This window comes from Kosmotoga arenicorallina S304, from assembly GCF_001636545.1.
Classification (GTDB): Bacteria; Thermotogota; Thermotogae; order Petrotogales; family Kosmotogaceae; genus Kosmotoga_B; species Kosmotoga_B arenicorallina.
The window spans coordinates 15049-34662 of the sequence record NZ_JFHK01000013.1; the positions used below are offsets into that span (position 1 = coordinate 15049).

The 19614-nt window shown below is 38.6% G+C and carries 14 protein-coding genes; 9 read left to right on the plus strand and 5 right to left on the minus strand.

Annotation, left to right across the window (positions count from 1 at the left end; genetic code table 11):
- Positions 1-5: 5 nt before the first annotated feature.
- From AT15_RS06380 to AT15_RS06390, 3 genes are read left to right on the plus strand one after another with little or no spacing between them, the layout of a single operon-like run.
- Entirely contained in the window at positions 6-2768 is a 2763-nt protein-coding gene (locus AT15_RS06380) for a DEAD/DEAH box helicase (protein WP_068347600.1), read from the plus strand.
- Positions 2758-4698, plus strand: a complete 1941-nt coding sequence (pglZ, locus tag AT15_RS06385; protein WP_068347602.1) for a BREX-3 system phosphatase PglZ — start codon at positions 2758-2760, stop codon at positions 4696-4698. Before AT15_RS06380 ends, pglZ begins: the two co-directional genes overlap by 11 nt.
- Before the next feature lie 5 nt (positions 4699-4703).
- Positions 4704-5456 (plus strand): hypothetical protein, encoded by a 753-nt coding sequence (locus AT15_RS06390; protein WP_153019718.1) that lies wholly within the window; start codon positions 4704-4706, stop codon positions 5454-5456.
- A 690-nt stretch (positions 5457-6146) separates the two neighbouring features.
- Here AT15_RS06390 and AT15_RS06395 read toward each other — a convergent pair.
- Both AT15_RS06395 and AT15_RS06400 read right to left on the minus strand, forming a co-directional pair.
- Positions 6147-6611: a DUF3795 domain-containing protein gene (locus AT15_RS06395; protein WP_068347605.1), complete on the minus strand. Its 465-nt coding sequence runs from the start codon at positions 6609-6611 to the stop codon at positions 6147-6149.
- A 796-nt stretch (positions 6612-7407) separates the two neighbouring features.
- Positions 7408-8619 carry an ATP-binding protein gene (locus AT15_RS06400; RefSeq protein ID WP_012744589.1) on the minus strand — a complete coding sequence of 404 codons (1212 nt, stop codon included), beginning with the start codon at positions 8617-8619 and terminating at the stop codon, positions 7408-7410.
- A 373-nt stretch (positions 8620-8992) separates the two neighbouring features.
- Here AT15_RS06400 and AT15_RS10570 point away from each other — a divergent pair, with 373 nt between their 5' ends.
- Genes AT15_RS10570 through AT15_RS06410 form a run of 3 tightly spaced genes read left to right on the plus strand, consistent with a single transcriptional unit; the run spans position 8993 to position 9883 of the window.
- Entirely contained in the window at positions 8993-9277 is a 285-nt protein-coding gene (locus tag AT15_RS10570; RefSeq protein ID WP_407656275.1) for a DUF6922 domain-containing protein, read from the plus strand.
- Positions 9241-9642 carry a nucleotidyl transferase AbiEii/AbiGii toxin family protein gene (locus tag AT15_RS06405; RefSeq protein ID WP_068347606.1) on the plus strand — a complete coding sequence of 134 codons (402 nt, stop codon included), beginning with the start codon at positions 9241-9243 and terminating at the stop codon, positions 9640-9642. The genes AT15_RS10570 and AT15_RS06405 overlap by 37 nt, the downstream gene beginning before the upstream one ends.
- 34 nt (positions 9643-9676) lie before the next feature.
- Positions 9677-9883 carry a hypothetical protein gene (locus AT15_RS06410; RefSeq protein ID WP_068347607.1) on the plus strand — a complete coding sequence of 69 codons (207 nt, stop codon included), beginning with the start codon at positions 9677-9679 and terminating at the stop codon, positions 9881-9883.
- Between the two features lie 121 nt (positions 9884-10004).
- On the opposite strand, the gene AT15_RS06415 is transcribed toward AT15_RS06410, so the two are convergent.
- Complete coding sequence (locus AT15_RS06415) at positions 10005-11483, minus strand: DUF2779 domain-containing protein (RefSeq protein WP_068347608.1); 1479 nt, start codon at positions 11481-11483, stop codon at positions 10005-10007.
- Between the two features lie 1683 nt (positions 11484-13166).
- Positions 13167-14525 carry an ATP-binding protein gene (locus AT15_RS06420; RefSeq protein ID WP_068347610.1) on the minus strand — a complete coding sequence of 453 codons (1359 nt, stop codon included), beginning with the start codon at positions 14523-14525 and terminating at the stop codon, positions 13167-13169.
- A gap of 339 nt (positions 14526-14864) precedes the next feature.
- Here AT15_RS06420 and AT15_RS06425 point away from each other — a divergent pair, with 339 nt between their 5' ends.
- Together AT15_RS06425 and AT15_RS06430 are read left to right on the plus strand one after the other, a co-directional pair.
- Entirely contained in the window at positions 14865-16301 is a 1437-nt protein-coding gene (locus AT15_RS06425) for a D-tyrosyl-tRNA deacylase (protein WP_068347612.1), read from the plus strand.
- Positions 16302-16515: 214 nt separating this feature from the next.
- On the plus strand, positions 16516-16944 hold the full coding sequence (locus tag AT15_RS06430) for a DUF7670 domain-containing protein (RefSeq protein ID WP_068347614.1): 429 nt from the start codon (positions 16516-16518) through the stop codon (positions 16942-16944).
- Between the two features lie 50 nt (positions 16945-16994).
- Here AT15_RS06430 and AT15_RS06435 read toward each other — a convergent pair whose 3' ends face one another.
- The gene (locus tag AT15_RS06435) at positions 16995-18077 is read right to left on the minus strand and encodes a nucleotidyltransferase domain-containing protein (protein WP_068347616.1); all 1083 of its coding nucleotides are present in this window, start codon (positions 18075-18077) and stop codon (positions 16995-16997) included.
- 154 nt (positions 18078-18231) lie between these two features.
- On the opposite strand from AT15_RS06435, the gene AT15_RS06440 reads away from it, so the two are divergent.
- Positions 18232-19212 (plus strand): homoserine kinase, encoded by a 981-nt coding sequence (locus AT15_RS06440; RefSeq protein ID WP_068347618.1) that lies wholly within the window; start codon positions 18232-18234, stop codon positions 19210-19212.
- Positions 19213-19614 lie beyond the last annotated feature (402 nt).

The window sequence follows — 19614 nt, forward strand, 5'->3', positions numbered from 1 at the left end:
AGAATATGGAGAAGCAGTGGTATTGGCTTGAGGAGAAAAAGCAACCTTGTGTATTGCTCGAAGAAAGAAAAATGTTTGGATATGAGATGGCAAGGGTATGGCTGCCAACTGAGGGAAAGGTCGTTGATATACCTGCTGGTAGTTTACTGCCGATCTCAAGAATGCTGGGATTCTTTAGCAGTGATTTCTTATCTTATGTCAGCGCAGCAGGCAAGCTCATTAATATATTTAATTCCACAGATGTCTTATTGGCCCCTCTTAATTCTTCAATTATTCCTTTACCACATCAAATCAGGACTGTCCAGAGAGCGATTTCTGGAGACAGGATAAGATTTCTTCTAGCAGATGAAGTTGGGCTAGGTAAGACCATAGAAGCGGGGCTTATAATGCAAGAGTTAAAACTCAGAAGGCTTGTGAAAAGGGTATTGGTAGTGGCTCCTAAGGGACTTGTTACTCAATGGGAAACTGAGATGAAGCTGAAGTTCAATGAGGATTTCAAACTTATAATTCCTTCGGAATTATCCACAGTTAAAAAGCTGTCTGGCGTGCAGAATGCGTGGAAGTTGTTTGATCAGGTAATCTGTCCTTTGGATTCAGTTAAACCTTTAGAGGGTCGCCAGGGCTGGTCGTATGAACAGCTTGAAGAACACAACAAAGAAAGATTTCTCGATCTGATTAATGCAGGTTGGGATATGATAATCGTGGATGAAGCCCACAAATTGGGTGGGAGTAGTATTCAAGTAGCAAGATATAAGCTCGGTCAGAGTCTCTCGCAAGCTTCGCCGTATATTTTATTGCTTTCCGCAACTCCTCATCAGGGAAAGACGGACGCATTTTTAAGATTGATGTCTTTCCTGGATCCGGTTGCATTTTCGAATGAGCAAGAGTTAACGCGTGAGAATATTTCAGATTATGTTATTAGAATAGAAAAGCGTAAAGCCATAGATATTAATGGGAAGCCTCTCTTCAAAAAGAGAATAACACAGCTTTACCATATCGAATTTGATGAAAGATATTCGAAACAAAAGCAATTATACGATGCGGTAACAGAATATGTTAGACAGGGTTATAACAAAGCAATGAAAGAGAAAAGGAACTACGTAGGATTCCTAATGCTTTTGATGCAGCGGCTTGTAAGTTCTTCAACTTTGGCTATAAGCAGAGCCCTTGAGAAGAGGCTCATGGTTTTAGAGGAACCTCAAAGACAGTTAAGGCTTATAAAAGGAAATGAAATAAACTTTGCCGATCTGGAAGAACTTGACCCTCAAGAACAACTCGAATTATTGGCTTTGGCTGCTCCCGATGATGTCAATGCAGAATTATACCAGGTAAGGTTCTTACTGGAGCTTGCAAGAGAAGCTAATCAAGATACAGACGCAAAAGCGAATGCTTTGCTTGAGTGGATTCACCAACTCAGAAGAGAGGAACTTGATCCGGAATTAAAGATTTTGGTTTTTACGGAATTCATAGCAACTCAGGAAATGCTGGAAAGATTTCTCTCGGAAAGAGGATTCCGGGTAGTAACTCTCAACGGTTCTATGAGTATGGAAGAGCGTATAAAAGCTCAGAAAGACTTCGAGGAAAATGCTCAGATAATGATTTCTACTGATGCGGGTGGCGAGGGGCTCAATCTTCAGTTTTGTCATGTGGTTATAAATTATGATATGCCCTGGAATCCTATGAAAGTTGAGCAACGTATAGGAAGGGTTGACAGAATAGGCCAAAAGCATGATGTAAAAGCTATTAATTTCGTTCTTGGTGGAACTGTTGAGTATAGGGTTATTGAGGTTATAGAGAATAAATTGAAGGTTATTTTTGATGAATTCGGTGTAGATAAAACATCTGATATTCTTGATTCAGCAGAGGCGGTAGAATTGTTCGATGAGCTTTATGCAAGTGCCATAGCAAATCCGGATAATTTTGAAAAAGATGTCGATAATATTCTGGAACGAATCAGACAGCAGATAATTCAGGCAACTCGGAATAATCATATGCTTCCTGCATACGAAATAACAAATCCTAAAGAAGCTCAGAAGCTGGTCCAACAGCCTGTCAACTACTGGCTCGAACGGGCTGTAATAAGTTATATAAAGGCTTATGGCGGAAAAGCTACTCAAATCGGCGATAACTGGAAGATCCGGTATCTTGAAACCGGAAGAGAAGAACTTATAACCTTTGATAGAAATTCTAAAAACCCGGATGTAAAAAAAATTGCCTTCAACGATCAGTTGGTAAACGATGCAATTAAGCATCTACCAGAACTTTCTGAAGACTTCCATGTTCCTGTTGTATCGTTGGATAATATTCCAAAAGGATTGCAAGGCGTGTGGTCTCTCTGGAAGGTAGTTGCAAAAGGTAAAGAATGGTCAAAGGAGCGGGTAATCCCTGTTTTTGTGAACGATGAAGGGAAAGTTTTTCTCAATTCTGCAATACTCGTATGGGAACGACTTATAAATGGCAGGTTCAAAATAATGGATTATGAAAGTATAGAAGCCCTTGAACATCAAGTCGAGAAAGAGTTAAGACGGAATTTTGAGAACCTAAAGGCTGAATATCTTTCGGAACGAGAAAAAAACAAAGAACGTAAAAGAGAATGGTTCGAAATACGGCGTCAAATGGCTGAGAGGATAGGGCTTCCTCAGGTTCGGGAGCACAGGTTGAAGCAATTGAAACTTGAGATGGAATCTTGGGAAACTTCGCTGAATGATGAGATATACCCAGAACTTAAATTGCTTTTAACTGTAAAGGTGAGAAATCATGTGCAGTAAAAGCCTTAATGAAGTTATGGTTGATAAAATTCTCTGTGCTGATTCACAGATAATAGTGGTGAATGATCCTGATGCTCTTCTTAGCGAAGAGATATTGGAAAAGCTGGAAAACTCGGGATACGCTATTCTCAATTTTCTGGACCCGATCAGCTTTAGATATCGTTATGAAAGGGATTTTCGAGATAAAAATTCGAAAAAGTTAGTGATAGTCGTCTCCTCGAAATACAATGACCCACACAATCTTCCTTTTGATATATTGAGCAAATCAGTTGTGCTTGATTTTGAGGTTAATACATTTTTCCCGAAGCTAAGCAGAACAGCTTTGCTGGATTTAACTCCAGATGAGATTGCAAAATTATACGAAATAATGGAAGAACCGCGAAATGAGCTCTCTACTAGAGAGACAAGGGAGTTCATTTTGAGACAGCTTTTTGACTTCGATTTGAGTAAGAAACACTCTTTAATTGATTTTTTAAGCTGGCTCATGAAGATTCATTATTCAAATATAGTCATAAGGGAAGAAATGGCCGAATTCATTTATGGAACACTCAAGGATAATCCAGAATTGTCAGAAATACCTATAAAAACGCTTATTTTAAATAAAGAGAGCTTTTTAGCTTTCCTTCAGGAACGCTGGCCTGTGTTTCTTGAAGGGGAAGTAGCAGATCGGGTTTGTGAGCGAAGTGGCATTGCCCTAGAATATCCAGGGCCCTACGATATTCCATTTGACCATCCTGATTTGAAAGTTTATATTGATACATTCTTTGCGGAAGGACTACTCGAACCTGTTCCTGTAAATGATCCTGAGCGTTTCGAAGATTCATGGATATCGTTTGGAATTGACACCAAAGAGTCGGAACGCCAAAGATTCGGAAAATTATTGGAGATTGTCAGGAAAGAAATGCCAGCAACTGATTCCAATTTTAAAGAATGGGCATCTCTTGCCTGGCGTCTGGCAGAGCTTTCCCTTCATGTCTATTCGTCTTCTGCTTCAAGTGAAGAAAAGAAAGAATTCTTAGAATTACAGAAAGAAATTGATGGAAGATTTCTGGAGTGGGTATTAAAAAAGTTCAGTAGTCTACTAACCCTTATAAGCCGTGACCCTGTAACTGTACAAAATGTTCTACCACAGATGAGAAAAAGGTATGTTGAAAAGAAAAAGGTAGCTCTAATTGTAGTAGATGGTATGTCAATTCTTCAATGGCTAATATTGTCCAAGCATCTAAAAGAACACAAGCAAATATCCCGGAGGAGTATCCTCGCTTTTATCCCAACTCTGACTTCTGTTTCAAGAAAAGTAATATTCTCAGGAAAATTACCCATGTATCTTGGTAATGTGCTTTCTACATCAGGTGAAGAGAAATTATGGAAGGAAGCATGGTCTGGTATTATACGCAATTCTGAGATAGCTTACCTCAACGAACCGGGCGAAAAACTTCTCAAAGATGTTGAAGAATCAATCCGTAAAAATGCCAGAGTTCTTGGGATAGTAGTGAGAGAACTCGACGAGATAATGCATGGAGAGAGTTTGGGAATGGATGGGCTTATTTCCGCTACAAAGTTATTGGGGAACAGAGGAATTTTGAGCGATTTGTTGAAGCTCCTTGGTGTTAATGATTATCATGTGATACTGACCTCAGATCATGGCAATGTGTTTGCCAGAGGCATAGGAAAACCATCAGAAGGTGTTGCCGCTGAATCAAAGGGTGAAAGGGTTAGAATATATAAAAATAAATCGCTCAGGCAAACCGTGCACAGCAGATATCCCGAAGCTATTGCCTGGAGACCAATAGGGTTACCTGAAAATTTCTTCCCACTTATAGCTAGAGGAAGAACTGCGTTTACAAATTTTGACGAAGAAACCATTTGTCATGGAGGAATTACTGTTGATGAATTAATAGTTCCATTTATTGAGTTGTGGAAAGGGTGATTAGCTTGAATTCAAAAATGATTGGATTTGACAGACAATTAAAGAAAGAATGGCTTGACCTTGTGATTGAAATGCTTCATGATGGAGAAACTCGCGATAAGATAACAGAAGCATTGAACAAATACATAGGAAACGACCTAAAGGGTAAAGACGCAATTAGAAAAACAAGGCTTGTTATCAATAGGATGTGGTTTAACCCTAATTCTCAACTTGAATTCTTAAGACGTTCTGCGCTGGAACTATTTAATGAAGCTCGTACAGAAAACGCTACATCGATTATCCATTGGGGAATGTGCATCGCTTGTTATCCGTATTTCAGAGATATTGCAAGAATATGCGGAAGATTAATCAACCTTCAAGGATATTTCAAACGTTTTCAGGTAAGACAAAGAACAATGGAAATTTGGGGAGAAAGACCGGTAGTTAGAAGAACTGTGAATCATGTGATTCAGACGATTATGTATTGGGATTTGATTGAACAAAAAGATGCTTCTGGTAAATATGTTATCTCAAAATTCATTGAAATAAAAAATCCGAAATTAATAAGCTGGCTAATTAAAGCTTATTTAGCAAGTAGAGAAAGCAAAACAGCATCAATTGATGATCTTCGCAATGATCCTGTATTGTTTCCCTTCTCCATTGACATAAACATTGATAGTCTTCTATTAAATAAAGAAATTGAGCTTTTCAATCAAGGACTCAAAAGTGAGATATTGATATTGAGAACAATTGATCATACCGATGACGGAATAACTTGATGTGTAAAATTCGATAAAAGGCCTCGCCTAATTCAGAGTAGAGGTGTATAGATTTAGATACTAGTTTTCAGTATAAAGTTAGAAAATGGGAACAGACTCTTTTTTAAAATAATACACGATACGAACTCCTGATAAGAATACGAGAATCCGAGAGTGCGAGAACCGAGAGGGCCGTTGCGCAGCGGACACGAATCCCTTTGGGATTGTTACGAACTCCTGCGGAGTTGTTGTGAACTGCTTCGCAGTTGAAAAAACTGTCATTCCGGAGATGTTCTATCCAGAATCTTTTTTTAAGAATGAGATTTTGAATCGAGTTCGGGGTGACGAATGTACAAAGCACGTTGCGCGCGTCTAAAAAAATAGAGGCCAAACACTTTTTTGGAATCTGTCCCATGTGTCCAGAAAGGCAAGTGAAAAAAACACTTGCGGTTTTCCCGCATAATGCTCTTCCTTTTTGCTTCGTGCTGGAGATCGGATGGCAATTTTATTTAGTAAAATAGGGATAGTGGGTCATTTTTCTGTGGTCCTGGGGGGTCAATTTTATTTGACCATATACAATTTGGCGCGTGTTACCTCTGTGCTTCGAAACATATGCTGTTGTTATGCTTTCTTTCATGTTCTTGCCCTCTTATCGCCCTTTTTAAGTCATCATTTATACTATAGTCTGATGAAAAATGACAAAATGACCATTTACATTATATCCCTGTCTTCTTTTACTGCGTTATAAAGCTCGCTTCCGCATTCCTGACACTTCTCATCATACCAGGAAAATGGAGTCCCGCATTTCTGACAGCTCCAGCGCTTTTGCTGAAGTTCAAGCCATTTTTCAAGGCCAAGTTCCTTTAAAGAATCAAGATTCTTCAAGATCACTGAATGATGTGGGTGATCGTCGTTTTTAAAGTTTTGCAGTTTTTCGCATGGGTATTCGTCGCATTCAAAGCAAAACTCCACCTGGTGATCAAGAGCACATTGCTTTATTCCACATTTTTTGCAAAAAACGGACACCTGTTCACCCTTGCATCCTTCACAAAATAGCTCCTTTTTATCTTTTTCAAGTCTTTCAGCGATAACATCCAGCTCATCTCTTCTTGAAGCCATAAGGAAAGGACAGGATCCACAGTAAAGCCCACAATAGCTTTCATGCCTAAAAGCCATAATCAACGCCTCCTTATCGTATTACAGAAAAAGTATAGCACCCCGTCGGTATCTACCTCTCAGTTGGTCTATTGTATGGCAATTTATCAGGCAATTGAAGAATAAGGCCAAACACTTTTTTGGAATCTGTCCCATGTGTCCCGAAATGGCAAGTGCGTACAATCATTCGGGAGTCGAGATCCGATGTTCGAGATTCGAGACAATAGCGTTTATACCAAAAACAAGAATGTCTGAAGAAAAATGAATATTTGCTGTGCGCTGCTTCGCGGCGGCTATGCTGAGCTAAGCTCAGGCTGTGCGTGACTCCGTCACGGCTATGCGCAACTACGTTGCGGATCTTAGAACCGAGAAAATCGAGAAATGGTGACCGAGAGTCCGAGATCCGAGACTTGAGATTCGAGAAACAAGAAAATCGTTGTATGTTGTGCATTGTTCGTTGTACGTCACAATCCATCATATTTACCCCCTTGAAAGTATTGAAAAAGGTTTACGCACAACCTACAACCTACAACGAAAAACTGAGATCCGAGAATCGAGAAAAAGAGACCGTGAAGGCGAGAACCCGAGAGCTGCATTGCAGTTGGCACACGCTTTCGGTGGTTAAAACTCGGAAGTCATCCGATGTAGGGTTAAGATGGAAGAGGCATAATGGGAACAAACGTTAGTCTATGCTGCGTTGATATGCATGCAGTTTTGTCAAAGTAAAAAAGATAGCTGAGAATCATAGATAAAACCTAGGTAATTGCGCGTTAGTTGCACATCTATTGCACAGACGAATAGTAGAAACAAACATGTTTCAATACATCATCCCGATCAAATATAGTGGAATAACCTGTGAATAACCACTTTCTATGCCGTCTTTCAGTACAAAAGCATTTTTCTCGTTTTTTATCTGTTGAAGCGTTTTTCCGGGACCACCTATTTCGAATACGATCCGTTTTCCATTAAACCTTATGGAAAAATCGCCAACGTCTGGCACAGCAATTGAATAAGAAAAAAATTGGCTGGCAAAAAACGCTTCCCGTATTGTGCCAGTATTTGCTTCAAGACTCCAGATTGGCCTGCTTAGTGCATAATAAATATTTGGATTGCTCAAGAACACTTTTGCTCCGCTTCTGAGGAATTTGTGCCCTATTTTCTCCGGTGGAACACGGGTAATGAGCCGAACATGCTCCATTAAATCGAGGTAGTTGTACAGAGTGGGTTTTGTTATACCGAGAGCGTTGCACAATTTTTCAGCAGATATCTTAGGAACAGTACTCGTAGTCAGGAAGGCAATAAGCCGCTTTATCGTTGCGGCTCCTTCAGGCTTTATACCGCTGACGCCCATAATGTCATCGTAAATAACCTTATCCAGCGTATTAAGGACCTTGTTGTAATAATCCCCTTCGACAAAATATGGATATGCACCTTGCTGGAGATACTCAGAGAAAAACTTCAAAGGTTCATAATGCAATAAAGATGCTGAGATTTTCCTGTGATTTATCAGCAGCTCATCCAGTTTCACCGATTCGATACGGTCACCTGTTCTAATCTGAAGGTACTCTCTGAACGAGAGAATGTTCAGGTTGTAAATCACAGCTCTACGCGAAAGATCCGCTTTTCCTCTCAATATCTCCATTGTAGAACTGCCTGTGAAGATGATTTTCTTATTCGGGAAAGCATCGTAAAGCGCTTTCAGCTCTGAAGACCAACCAGGATATCTGTGTGCTTCATCTACAACCAAGAGCTTTCCTCCGTACTTAAAAAAAGTATCCCCGATATTGTACAACCCATCCTTCAAAACAAGGGGGTTATCCGCTGATATGTACAAATATTCAGAAGAACCCTTTGATTCGTTTGCTAACCATTGCAGCAATAATGTTGTTTTACCAATGCCCCTAAACCCTGTCAACCCTATCATTCTGGCATCCCAGTTAATAGTGGTATAAAGATACCGTCTAAACTCCGTTGGAACCGCTTTTAATAAACGATCCTGAATTTCAAAATATACATCTAAGGAAATCATCCGATCAACCCCTAATGTATAATGCATTTTACTATATTCTTGCTTATAGTATATCATACTTTACTACAATTATTATGATGTCAAGAAATTATGAAAAACACCCTTTTTAAATGTGTGATTTGTAGGCATTTTCGCGTTTTGGCCTTACGAAGTTGTCAGCTGATAGAGCAATGCGTGCATAGCTTAATAAACCCAAAAAGATAGCGCGGCCTGCTACGTTAGCGGGGAGCCAACAAAGCCAGCAAAAAATGTGGATCTTACCGGTTTTATACTACACTCTTTGATCCCTGAACATCTGATTATTGGCTTTTCAGAGAGCGTATAAACCGCCTTCGTTTTCCAATTTCATGATATAATATGCTTGGTGATAAAAATGAAGAAAAATCTATCAAAAAGATGTTTTTGGGACGTTGATATCGAGAGTCTTGATATTAGAAAAAACAAAAGTTTTATTATATCAAGAATACTGGAACATGGAACGATGCGGGATATAATTGCCCTTAAATCCATGTATTCTATCGTGGAAATATCGGAAGTTGTTAAAAACTCAAGAAATATCTCGAGAAATACAGCTAATTTCTGGGCAAATATTTTAGATATACCTCTCAAGGAGGTACGAGTTTGCTCAAAACTTCCACACTATCGCCGGATACCCTGAACCTTCTGAAAAGCCTCTCAAACGAGTTAGATAGTTTCTATTTAGCGGGTGATACAGCTCTTGCTATGTACTATCAGCATAGAACCAGTGTCGACCTTGATTTTTTCTCAGAAGACTACTTTGATAATTTTCAGCTTTCACACCAATTAAAAACAAAAGGATTCCTATTAGAAAATATCAGACTTTTTCGGGGTACTCTCGAATGCCAGATAAACAATGTCAAGGTGAGTTTTTTTGAGTATCCATATAAGATCATTACCAACTTCAGTTACTTTAACTCTTTGAAGATTGCCTCTGTGCTTGATATAGCTGCAATGGAACTTTCTGCTATAGCAGGAAGAGCAGAAAAAAAAAGACTACTATGATATTGTTGAAATATTGAAAAGGAACGACTTTATTGTGATTATCGATGCTTTTCAGAAAAAATACGGAAAAGAGGTAGATCTCTACCATGTAATCAAAGCACTATGCTATTTTGAAGATGTTGAGGATTCACCTGAACCGCTTAATGCAAATCTGACGTGGAATCAGGTCAAAGCTTATCTCAATAAGAACTGCAAAAGCTTTTTCAGACTTCTTGAAGATAAATTCAGAAACCATAAATAAGTCGCCAATCTAATGCAAATCAAGGAAGGGCACTTTTTTTAGTGGTTTTGTAGTTGATAACGTGCTATTTAAACAATGCAATAGCTAATGAGCTTTTGACTTTAAGCAAGATTTTGCAGCATTAATTCCAGGCAAGTTCAATTAACTTCTTGTGAATTTCTACCATTGCAAGGGTATCTAACTTACAATATTCGAGCATGTCCTTCCTGATCTCTGCCATTTCGCCTGGTGGATAGTTATCCAACGCCATGTTTGCAAAAATATATTGGGCATCATCGCCATTGTGAATGTGCATACCTTCATAGCTCAGCTCTTTGACCAGAGCTGGCAAAACTTTCTTGATTGAGAAGCTGCCATGAAATTCCGGGTGATAAACATGATTTTCTATGAGCGATTGAGAATCAACTAACAGATCACTCATTGCTTTGAGCTGATTTGAAAGTTCGGGGTTTGAGAACCTATCAGCAAGCCATAGGATAATACTCTTTTCAGTAGAGGCATGATGGGCCATGAGTGTTTTGCACTCTTTAGCATCTTTCACCAATTGCTTGGCTAGCTCATAGGTTTCATCTGAAGAAGGGTTTGAGAATAAGAATTCTTTGTGTTCCAAAATCCAGCCTGGTTTCTTTAAAACGTGAAGTGAATACTGATATGGGATTCTTTCATAAGGTGCTATGTTGTTGTATAGAGGAATGGCAGTCGAAACAGTTTCAAAATCAAGATAACCTATCGGGTACTGGAGAGAAGTGAGTTTTTCACACAATAAATCTCTGCCATCTACAATTGTCTTACCATCTGTAATTGCTCTATATACCCTCAAAAGCTTGGGGTCGTTTTTCAGATCGTCTATACTGACGTCTTTAATATAAAAGATTCCTTCATTGAGATGAAGTTCTGTTTTCTTTTTACCGAATCTAGGTAATTCAAAGATGCTAAATTCTCTTTTTAAGTTAAAACACGAACTGAGGTATTCGCAATTGCGGCATGTATAACTGAGTTTCCCATCAGGCCGCTTCGAAGAGTTAATAACTCCGGGAGCAGTCGTTTTTTTCAAATAAAGGTCCGATTTCTGTTCGCAGACTTTATTGAAAACATCTACGGTATCAAAAAGCTTTGAGTCTTCATCACCTTTGCGGTAGTCTTTTGAGACCAAAATAAGCTTTGCGTCGGATACTCTATAACCGCTATCCTCGATAACCATCACGGTATATGCGAGGTCTTTTATATAATCTCGGATTCTGCTGGTTGTGGAAAGGCTTGATTTTACCTCGTAGACTTCCAACCCGTTCTGTGCTTTTCTTACCATATCAGCTCTTGCAATGAAATTATCATCGAAGAAAGCGGGTTCAAAGATTGTCTCAACCGATTGGTTGTTCAGCAAAAGTGAAGTATCCCTGACTGCTTCATTCGGTTCCATCGCTTCAACCAAGATACCACCGGGGAATAGATTCCGGGCTCTTTTTCCGATCTCTATCCCCTGCCTTATCCTGAATTTCTCTGCTATTGAAAGTTCAGATTTTTGGAAGGAGTTGTGTGCAAACCATCCTCTAACGGGGCATTTCTCAAACTCCAAAAAGGAATATTTGTTTATCATTTTCATGATCCCCCCTAAATCCCCCATTAATAAAGCTACAATCATGCTGAGTGCAATAGTAGTATCATATCCAATTTAGCATATTTTACATTCTCGGCAAAAGCAAATGGTTTTAATAGAAGCACTTTATGAAAATCATCCAGCTTTTTGAGAGCATAATCAGATGAAAATTCTTATACTTTGAAATTCTCTGAAGGCATCCACAGCCTTTACATTCAAATTCACTTTTCTTGAAATTATTCACCGGATATGCAAAATATTTTGAATTCACACTGAAATTATTTTGAATTACCCGGAAATTTATTCAATCCTCTAAAAATATTTTAAAACCCCTGTTTCTCCTGTATCCTTTTGCCTATGCGCTTCACAGAATTTCTTCGTTTCGGTTTTTTGGGCGCGACTTAATTATTTTTAAGTTATACCTAAAAATTTTTAATGTTCCACTTGACAAATTGCAATTATTTGTGCTATATTATGAATGTCAAAGATGATAACTCGAAAAAAGGGGGATGAAACGATGAAAAAGAGAAGGAATTTCAAAGAGATCGACAGGGAAATTGAAATCAGAAAGGAAAGGATTCTTCAGAGCATTTATTCCCAGCCCGGTTTTTGAGATTGCAAGGAGGTGGGGGCACGATGAAAAAGAGAAAGAGCTTAGCGCAGATTGACAGGGAAATCGAATTGATTAAAGAGAAGGTAATGAAGAGAATGTTCAGCCAGCCAAGAGGTTTTTGATAGGGGAGTAGGAGGTGAAACCCTATGTTGGAAAGAAAGGAAAGAAGGATTCACTACAAAGAAATCGACAATAGACTCGAAAAAATAAAAATGGACTTACTCTCACAGATGCATTACAGATTCTGACCCGATAGAAAGAAAAGGCGCCCCCTTTGGGGCGCTTTTTCTTTTCTATTGATTCATATAAAAACAGGAGAATTGTTTCACTATGGAGCCAGTTGTTAACATTTAAAAAAGCATTGTTTTATGCGCATTTCAAAAAAAGAATACGTCGAGGTGGCTCCACTACGGAGCCAGCTGGTAACGATATATTTTGATAAAGAAATAGAAAAATACAGCCCTATTATTCTGGTAAGTCCCTTTCACACAACGGGGTTGTAATATGTTATGGAAGTATCAATTTGTTGGCATATAATTCTTACAGAAATATATGAGAAGGTAATATGTTAAAAAAAGTTTGCCGTGACAGCGTTCAGACACCTCGCTTCTATTTCGATAGTACCTCCTAGGTATTATCGAAAAACATAAATTCGACGGAGAAATGCGGTTTACAATTGCATTCTTTCCTCCGATAATACCTCCTGGGTACTATCGAACTCCAACTTTCTTGGTCGCGGAGTTTTACAAAGAATTCACAAATACCGAAATAAATGCGGTTAAAAAAATGTATTTTACCAGATAAAGCGTATAGTTTTTTCGGGAAAAGGTACTAAAACACATCACAAAGGACGGACGTTTTTTGTGAACTACCACGCCTTATAAAGACATGGCTTCCTGCTTCAACTTTGACTTATATAAGTCAAGGTCTTTTTTTGTAAAAATCGATAAATCGCAGGTTGTATGTAAAAAGACTCTTTTTATCAAGCTCGAGAATCCAGGAATCATGTATGAGTAAAGCAAAATATAAGAAGGAAATGAGGAACAGAGAACTTATTGGACTGAGAGCTACGGCATCTAAGAATCACTCTTCCATTCCGGGAGTATTAGAGGGTCAATACTTTGAAGAAGCAAAACATATGCGGGAATAGCTTCTATAGTAATATTTTTGTATGTTATGGTTCTTTGAAAGTCCCATGTAATTAAATATCTTTTTCGAACCACTTTGCCCGAAGGAAACTCTACGAACCCTTCCAGTTCCCTTACAGATATTTCGTTGACATCAGATACATATGTAATATTATAAAGGTCAATCTCTTTACCCTCACGGCATACAAAATCGATCTCTCTTTTTCCCGACCAATAGAAAACATCATCGTATATTGTCCTGAGGTAGAGATACACCACATTTTCAAGCAGTTTCCCACGGTCAGAAGTTAACGAACCATACATAGCATTACGAAGGCCAGTATCAACCATGTAATATTTAGAAGGTTTCCTTATGGCTCTCTTTATAGAATAATCAAAATGCCTTACTTCAAAACACATATAGGCTTCTTCAAGATATTGAATATAATTGGCAATAGTGGTTGTCGATGATTTCTCGCCAAATTCAGCTTCTATAACTTTTTGTAGCCCGCGTATTGATACCTTACAACCACTGTTTTGAGCTAGAAACAAAGAAATAAACTTGAGTATCTTCATATTTAACACATTGTAGTGCATAGAAATATCCTTAAACAGGAGGTCCTCCGCATATTGAGTGAGTATTCGCCTTGTTCTTTGTTCGTTTATGGGCCTTTTTAGTACCACTTCCGGGAAGCCACCGAACCTCATATATTCGGCAAGGAGTCCTTTGATGGCATTCTTGTTTTTTCTTATGTATATGTTATCTATGCTGTGCCCTTGATTTATGACCAGCTCTCTGAAACTAAATGGAAGAGTTTCGAATGCAACATGCCGACCTGTGAGCAAACCAGCAAGTTCAGAACTCATAAGTTTCGACGAAGAACCGGAGATAAAAACAGTATTATTGTGATGAGTATCAAGAAAAGTTCTTACCCACCTGTGCCAGTCCTTTACGTTTTGCACCTCATCAAGAAATAGAAAAAAATCTTCCCCGCTGTACACCTTTTCTCCGTATACTTCCAGAAGACGCTGAATAGTTGATGGGGTAAGTTCTAAGGATGATAAGGCATAATCTTCGAAGTTAATGTAAAGGCATTTCTCCGGTGTAATTTCCTTTATCAGATTCTGAATTATAAAATAAAGTAAAGTTGATTTTCCGGCTCTGCGGGGGCCCTGAATTACAATCGCTCCGTGATAATCCATAAAAGGCTTTATCCGTGAAAACACCGTTCTCGGAATTATGTTTAGTTGCTGGTTACCCCAGAGATTCCACCTTAATAAAACCTCGAAAAATTCTTCATTGTTCATCATGATCATCGGAAAAATTATACCATATGACCTGTGCTAAGGTCAATAATATAAATTTAAGACCTGTTTACAGGTCATATAGGCATCGACATGGAAATTTTTTTGAGGTTACCAAACAATACGAAAGGATCATTTCATACCTATCACAAATAGCTCATGTATTCTCCCGGATATTTAAGTATATTTGCGTTTCTTGTAAAGAACAGAAGAGATTCGTTCTCAATTAACTCAAAGTGCATAACTTGAGTATTGCCATTAAACACCTAAGCAAAAAGTACCTGTTTTCATTTCTGAGTTATCTATTTCTTATAGTGCTAAACTAATCAAGGGGCGATTAATATGCAAGCAAAAAAATTCGATCTCAATATCGAGAAAATCCTTGAGGACTGGGAAGTTTTTCATGCTATTAGAGAGGTCATAGCTAATGCAATAGATGAGCAAATTTTAACGAATACCGGAAACATTAGAATTTTTCAGGAGAAACCCAAAAAATTTATGTTTTTCGGTGGAAACAGCAGGAAAGGCAAATGGCATATTAGAGATTATGGACGAGGTATTAGATACGACCATCTTACTCAAAAAGAAAATGAGGAAAAATTAAGTAACCCGAATGTGATTGGTAAGTTTGGTATTGGTTTGAAAGATGCTTTGGCAACCTTTGATAGAAAAGGCGTAAAAGTATATATAAAATCAAAATACGGTGATATAACTATTGGCAAATCACAAAAGCACGATTTTGAAGATATACTAACACTACACGCTTATATCGTTCCACCGTCAGATCCCAACTTTACTGGAACTGAATTCATTTTGGAAAATGTTACAAAAGAAGATGTCGAAAAAGCCAAGAATCTATTTTTGATATTTTCTGGCGAGAGAGTAATTGAAAGAACGAAATTTGGCGAGGTACTTGAAAAGAATGGCAAAACGGCAAGAATCTATATTAATGGTGTAAAAGTAGCAGAAGAAGAGAATTTTATTTTCAGCTATAATATCACATCTCTTACGAAAAGGATTAGACAAGCACTCAATAGAGAAAGAACTAATGTTGGAAGAAGTGCTTACTCAGATAGGATTAAATCTATTTTACTGTCCTGTGGGAGCAAAGAAATAGCAGAATATCTTGTTGATGACTTTGAGAACTTCTCTTCAGGTGAAATGCACGATGAGCTTAATTGGATAGATGTGCAAGAGCACGCTGTTCGAATATTGAATGCTTCAGAAAAAGTACTATTTCTCACATCGTATGAATTAATGGAATATCCCGGTGTTGTTGATGAAGCCAAGAAAGGGAAATATAGAATAGTTGTGATTCCTGAAAACTTGAAAGAACGTATTGGAGGGCTGAAAGATTTTTCAGGAGGAATTGTTCGCGATTTTGAACAATTTTATAAAGAATATGAAGAAAGCTTTGAATACAAATTCGTTTCATTAAGTCAATTAACTGCTAATGAAAGAAAGGTTTTTAAAATGGCCGATGATATTTTTGACCTCATAGGAGGAAAGCCGAAAATAATTAAATCTATAAAGATCTCCGAAACGATAAAAAAGGAAATAGAATTTTTTGATGAAACTGCGGGCATTTGGGACTCAAAAAGTAGTTCCATCATAATAAAAAGAAACCAATTGAAAAGCCTTGAAAAATTTGCCGGAGTTCTTCTTCATGAAACCGCTCACGCTATAAGTGGTTATTCAGATATTTCAAGGGACTTCGAATTGCAATTAACCGAATTCTTGGGAATAATCGCCTCGAAAAAAGTGGAGAAGATTGTTTGATGCAAGAAGGTTCAAAGGACACAGAAAATTGACCCTCTACCCAAAACATGAGTCAAGAAAACCTACGCCATTATCGATTGCCGCGTTAAATAATAGCAGAGAGCTTTACATTAAATGCGTTTTCCATATGAAGTACTCGAGGGTGTAAAATCGTAATGGAATTAGGAGAGAAATGCGAAAAATCTATCGGGGGTAGATTAATAGGGGTGATGTTATGGAAGAAAACGCGAAGTTAGAGAAAAAAGCTCCGAGCCGCTTGCTGTTGATAGCCAAAATCTGGTCGGTAGTAGTTATTGCGATTGGTGTGTTTATATTTGCCGGTTATGCCGCTAACTTTTTTACAACGGGGGTAACAGACCCTTATGCAGCCGAGAATTATCCATTCATTGAAAACATCCCGCCTTTGTTCAGCTTTATATGTATTATCGGGCTTGCTTTAGCGTGGAAGTGGAAACTCGTGGGGGGGTTGATTGCCATCATTTTCAGCGCCGCAAATTATGTTATTTTTTTCATCCACTGGCCTTTAACTGAGAATATAAACTTCCTCTTTGCACCTTACGGAATAAACACCCTCTTGCTTATCCCGGGAATAATGTTTGTCCTTTGCTGGAGAAAAGCTCGAAAGCTTCAAAATAATTTGTGAAGAAAATCAGCCGCAAAATTTCAGTGACATTTTCATGTGTCTTATAGCTTTTATTTGTTAAGATATTTTCGCTGATTCAGGTAATTCCTGTATTCCTCCAAATTATCCATTCTTGTGATGGGAACATTGTTTTCTCCCAACAACTCTAAAAGTTCTTTTTCATATCTTGCCGCTGCACTTTTAAGGGCTTTAAGATTCAAAGGGTCATATGCTCGCAGGGGTTCGAGCTCAGAAAACCTTTCTATAACTTTGCGGTTTCCTATTTCGCCAAGGCAGTATTTAACTTCATCTTGAAGCGTTGCAGCAGCGCAAAAAGCGGTTTCGGGCTGATTATTATCACAGGCTGTTTCAATTTTCAGAAATGTCGATCGCAATTCTTCATAGAAATCCTTAAATACAGATTCAAAGGAATTTTTTGAACGAAATTTCTCCATTTCTTTTTCCAGTAATTCCGCGGTTCTACTGCACAATTTTTCGATAGCTTCTAACATTTCTTCTTTTGACCTGGCGTAAATAGCCTGATATACCAATTTTTCAAGCTCTTCGGGTTTGAGCGGTAATGAGAAGATCTCTTTGAAATTTTTCCCCCAGCCGCTTTTCAAATATGTCTGATTGATAAGCGCTATGCTTTGCAAAATGCTGGTTAAAGCGTGGAACACTTCTGTCCTCTGTTCTGAGATGCCTTTTGACTTTCTCAGGAAATATAGGTTTCGGTAAGTATCGCTGAATACTCGTTCGGCTTTATCCAGCATGGCCTTTCGCTTTTCTGGTGTTTGATACAATTGGATAATTTCCTGCAAAGATTCAAGGCGTTCTTTGTCTTCTTTGGAGCGAGCATAGAGGAGTTTGCAGTCAGCAATAACCGAGACAATATTCTCATCGAAATTTGCAATGCGCTCCGCCCGCTTCCAGGAAATAGAGAAGAAATCTATTCCGATTCCATCCAGAATAACGCAATCAGCCAACTCAAAACCGCGTTCGGTAGCAGGGATAAAGAAAAGGTCGAAATCTGAATTCGGATTTTGGGTTCCCCGGGCGTATGACCCGTAATAAGCGACGATTGATATATCTTCTGGATATTCCCTCTTTATGTGATCAACAAATAGCTCTGCCATTCTCATATAGTCCACCATTTAACCACCCCCATACTTCAAATATACACCACATTTATTAATCACAGATTTGGTGCATAATGGTTAGATGAATATGGATATAATGGATATGTAGAGTCATTGAGGCAATCTCAGCGCGAAGAAATCACAAAACTCTTGAGAAGGTGAAATTAATTTGGGGATAAAGACCGTTCTATCAAAAAGCGATTTTATAAAACTTCTCTCTGGCTATAGTTTGGGAGAACTGGTTCGATTTGAACCCATTATAACCGGAACGGTTCAGACAAACTATTATCTGGAAACAACAACAGGAAGATATATCCTCAGATACTATGAATGCAGATCAGAGGCTTCGGTTAAATTTGAAGTGAATTTGCTGAATTACTTAAGGAAAAGGGATTATCCGTGCCCTGCTGTTTATAAGGACAAACACGGCAGATACGTGAACCCGCATAATGGAAAGCCATATGTCCTTTTCGAATTCATTCAGGGAACTCATATAGAAAACCCGTCTGTTGAGCAGCAAAAGCAACTTATAAAACTGGTTGCAAAGCTTCATAAGCTCACCAGAAATTACAGGCCTTCTTATAGAACTGCCCGCTGGAATTACGGAGTAAATCTATGCAAGGAACTAGCATATCAAAAGGCAAAAGAGATAAACACTATTAATTCATGGAAAAAACTGAAGTGGTTAGAGGATGAACTTGAAAAACTCCAATTACCAAAATCATTGCCAAAGGGGATTTGCCACTGCGATTTTCATTTTTCCAACATACTTTTCGAAGACGGAGAAATTCAAGCCATTCTTGATTTTGATGATGCAAATTACACTTATCTTCTTCTTGACCTCGCTTTTCTTATTGAGCCGTTCATACCTGAGTTCAAATGGAACAGCTGGCAGAGCTTTGGAAAAACCGATTCTATACTTGATTTCACGAGTGCGAGAGAAACCGTTGCGGAATATATGAAGCACAGGCAGCTGAACAACAACGAAATAAGGCATCTATTCGATGTGTATAAGTTGAGTGTTCTGATAGACTGCCTCTGGTATTTTGAAAGGGGAAAGGCGGAAGATTTTTACGAGAAAAGAAAAATCGATGCCTTAAATAGATTTGGAAGGGATAGTTTTTTCAGGGAAATATTTGACGAGAATTAGTCGAGAAGGCGAGAGTCAGCCCGAGAATCCGAGAAATGGTGACCGAGAAGGCGAGAGCTGCTTTGTAGCGGCTAAGCACGCTGCGCGTGGCTATGACTGGCTACGCCAGTGCTATGAACTCCTTCGGAGTTGCCACGACCAGCTCTGCTGGTGTTTAGAAGTTCTCTCGGACTCTCGGATCTCGTTCCATTCTCGCTCTCTCGTCCTCTCGATGTTTTTTTTCTACCGTAGGCACATGTCAACTGCAAAGCAGTTCGAGACGTAATCACCCCCTAAAGAAATAGGACAGGGAATAACGAGGTGATAGTATGAAAGAAAAGGGGGTGAAGGGATGAGAAGCAGGGGACAATATTCAAAGGAATTGAAGCTAAAAGTGGTAAGAGAATACGAAGAGCCACAACC

Excerpts from the sequence above, each read along its gene's own strand:
- AT15_RS06380 (WP_068347600.1), top strand. The coding sequence starts at position 6 with ATGGAGAAGCAGTGGTATTGGCTTGAGGAGAAAAAGCAACCTTGTGTA.
- pglZ (WP_068347602.1), top strand. The coding sequence starts at position 2,758 with ATGTGCAGTAAAAGCCTTAATGAAGTTATGGTTGATAAAATTCTCTGT.
- AT15_RS06395 (WP_068347605.1), bottom strand. The coding sequence starts at position 6,611 with ATGGCTTTTAGGCATGAAAGCTATTGTGGGCTTTACTGTGGATCCTGT.
- AT15_RS06400 (WP_012744589.1), bottom strand. The coding sequence starts at position 8,619 with ATGATTTCCTTAGATGTATATTTTGAAATTCAGGATCGTTTATTAAAA.
- AT15_RS10570 (WP_407656275.1), top strand. The coding sequence starts at position 8,993 with ATGAAGAAAAATCTATCAAAAAGATGTTTTTGGGACGTTGATATCGAG.
- AT15_RS06415 (WP_068347608.1), bottom strand. The coding sequence starts at position 11,483 with ATGAAAATGATAAACAAATATTCCTTTTTGGAGTTTGAGAAATGCCCC.
- AT15_RS06420 (WP_068347610.1), bottom strand. The coding sequence starts at position 14,525 with ATGAACAATGAAGAATTTTTCGAGGTTTTATTAAGGTGGAATCTCTGG.
- AT15_RS06425 (WP_068347612.1), top strand. The coding sequence starts at position 14,865 with ATGCAAGCAAAAAAATTCGATCTCAATATCGAGAAAATCCTTGAGGAC.
- AT15_RS06430 (WP_068347614.1), top strand. The coding sequence starts at position 16,516 with ATGGAAGAAAACGCGAAGTTAGAGAAAAAAGCTCCGAGCCGCTTGCTG.
- AT15_RS06435 (WP_068347616.1), bottom strand. The coding sequence starts at position 18,077 with ATGGTGGACTATATGAGAATGGCAGAGCTATTTGTTGATCACATAAAG.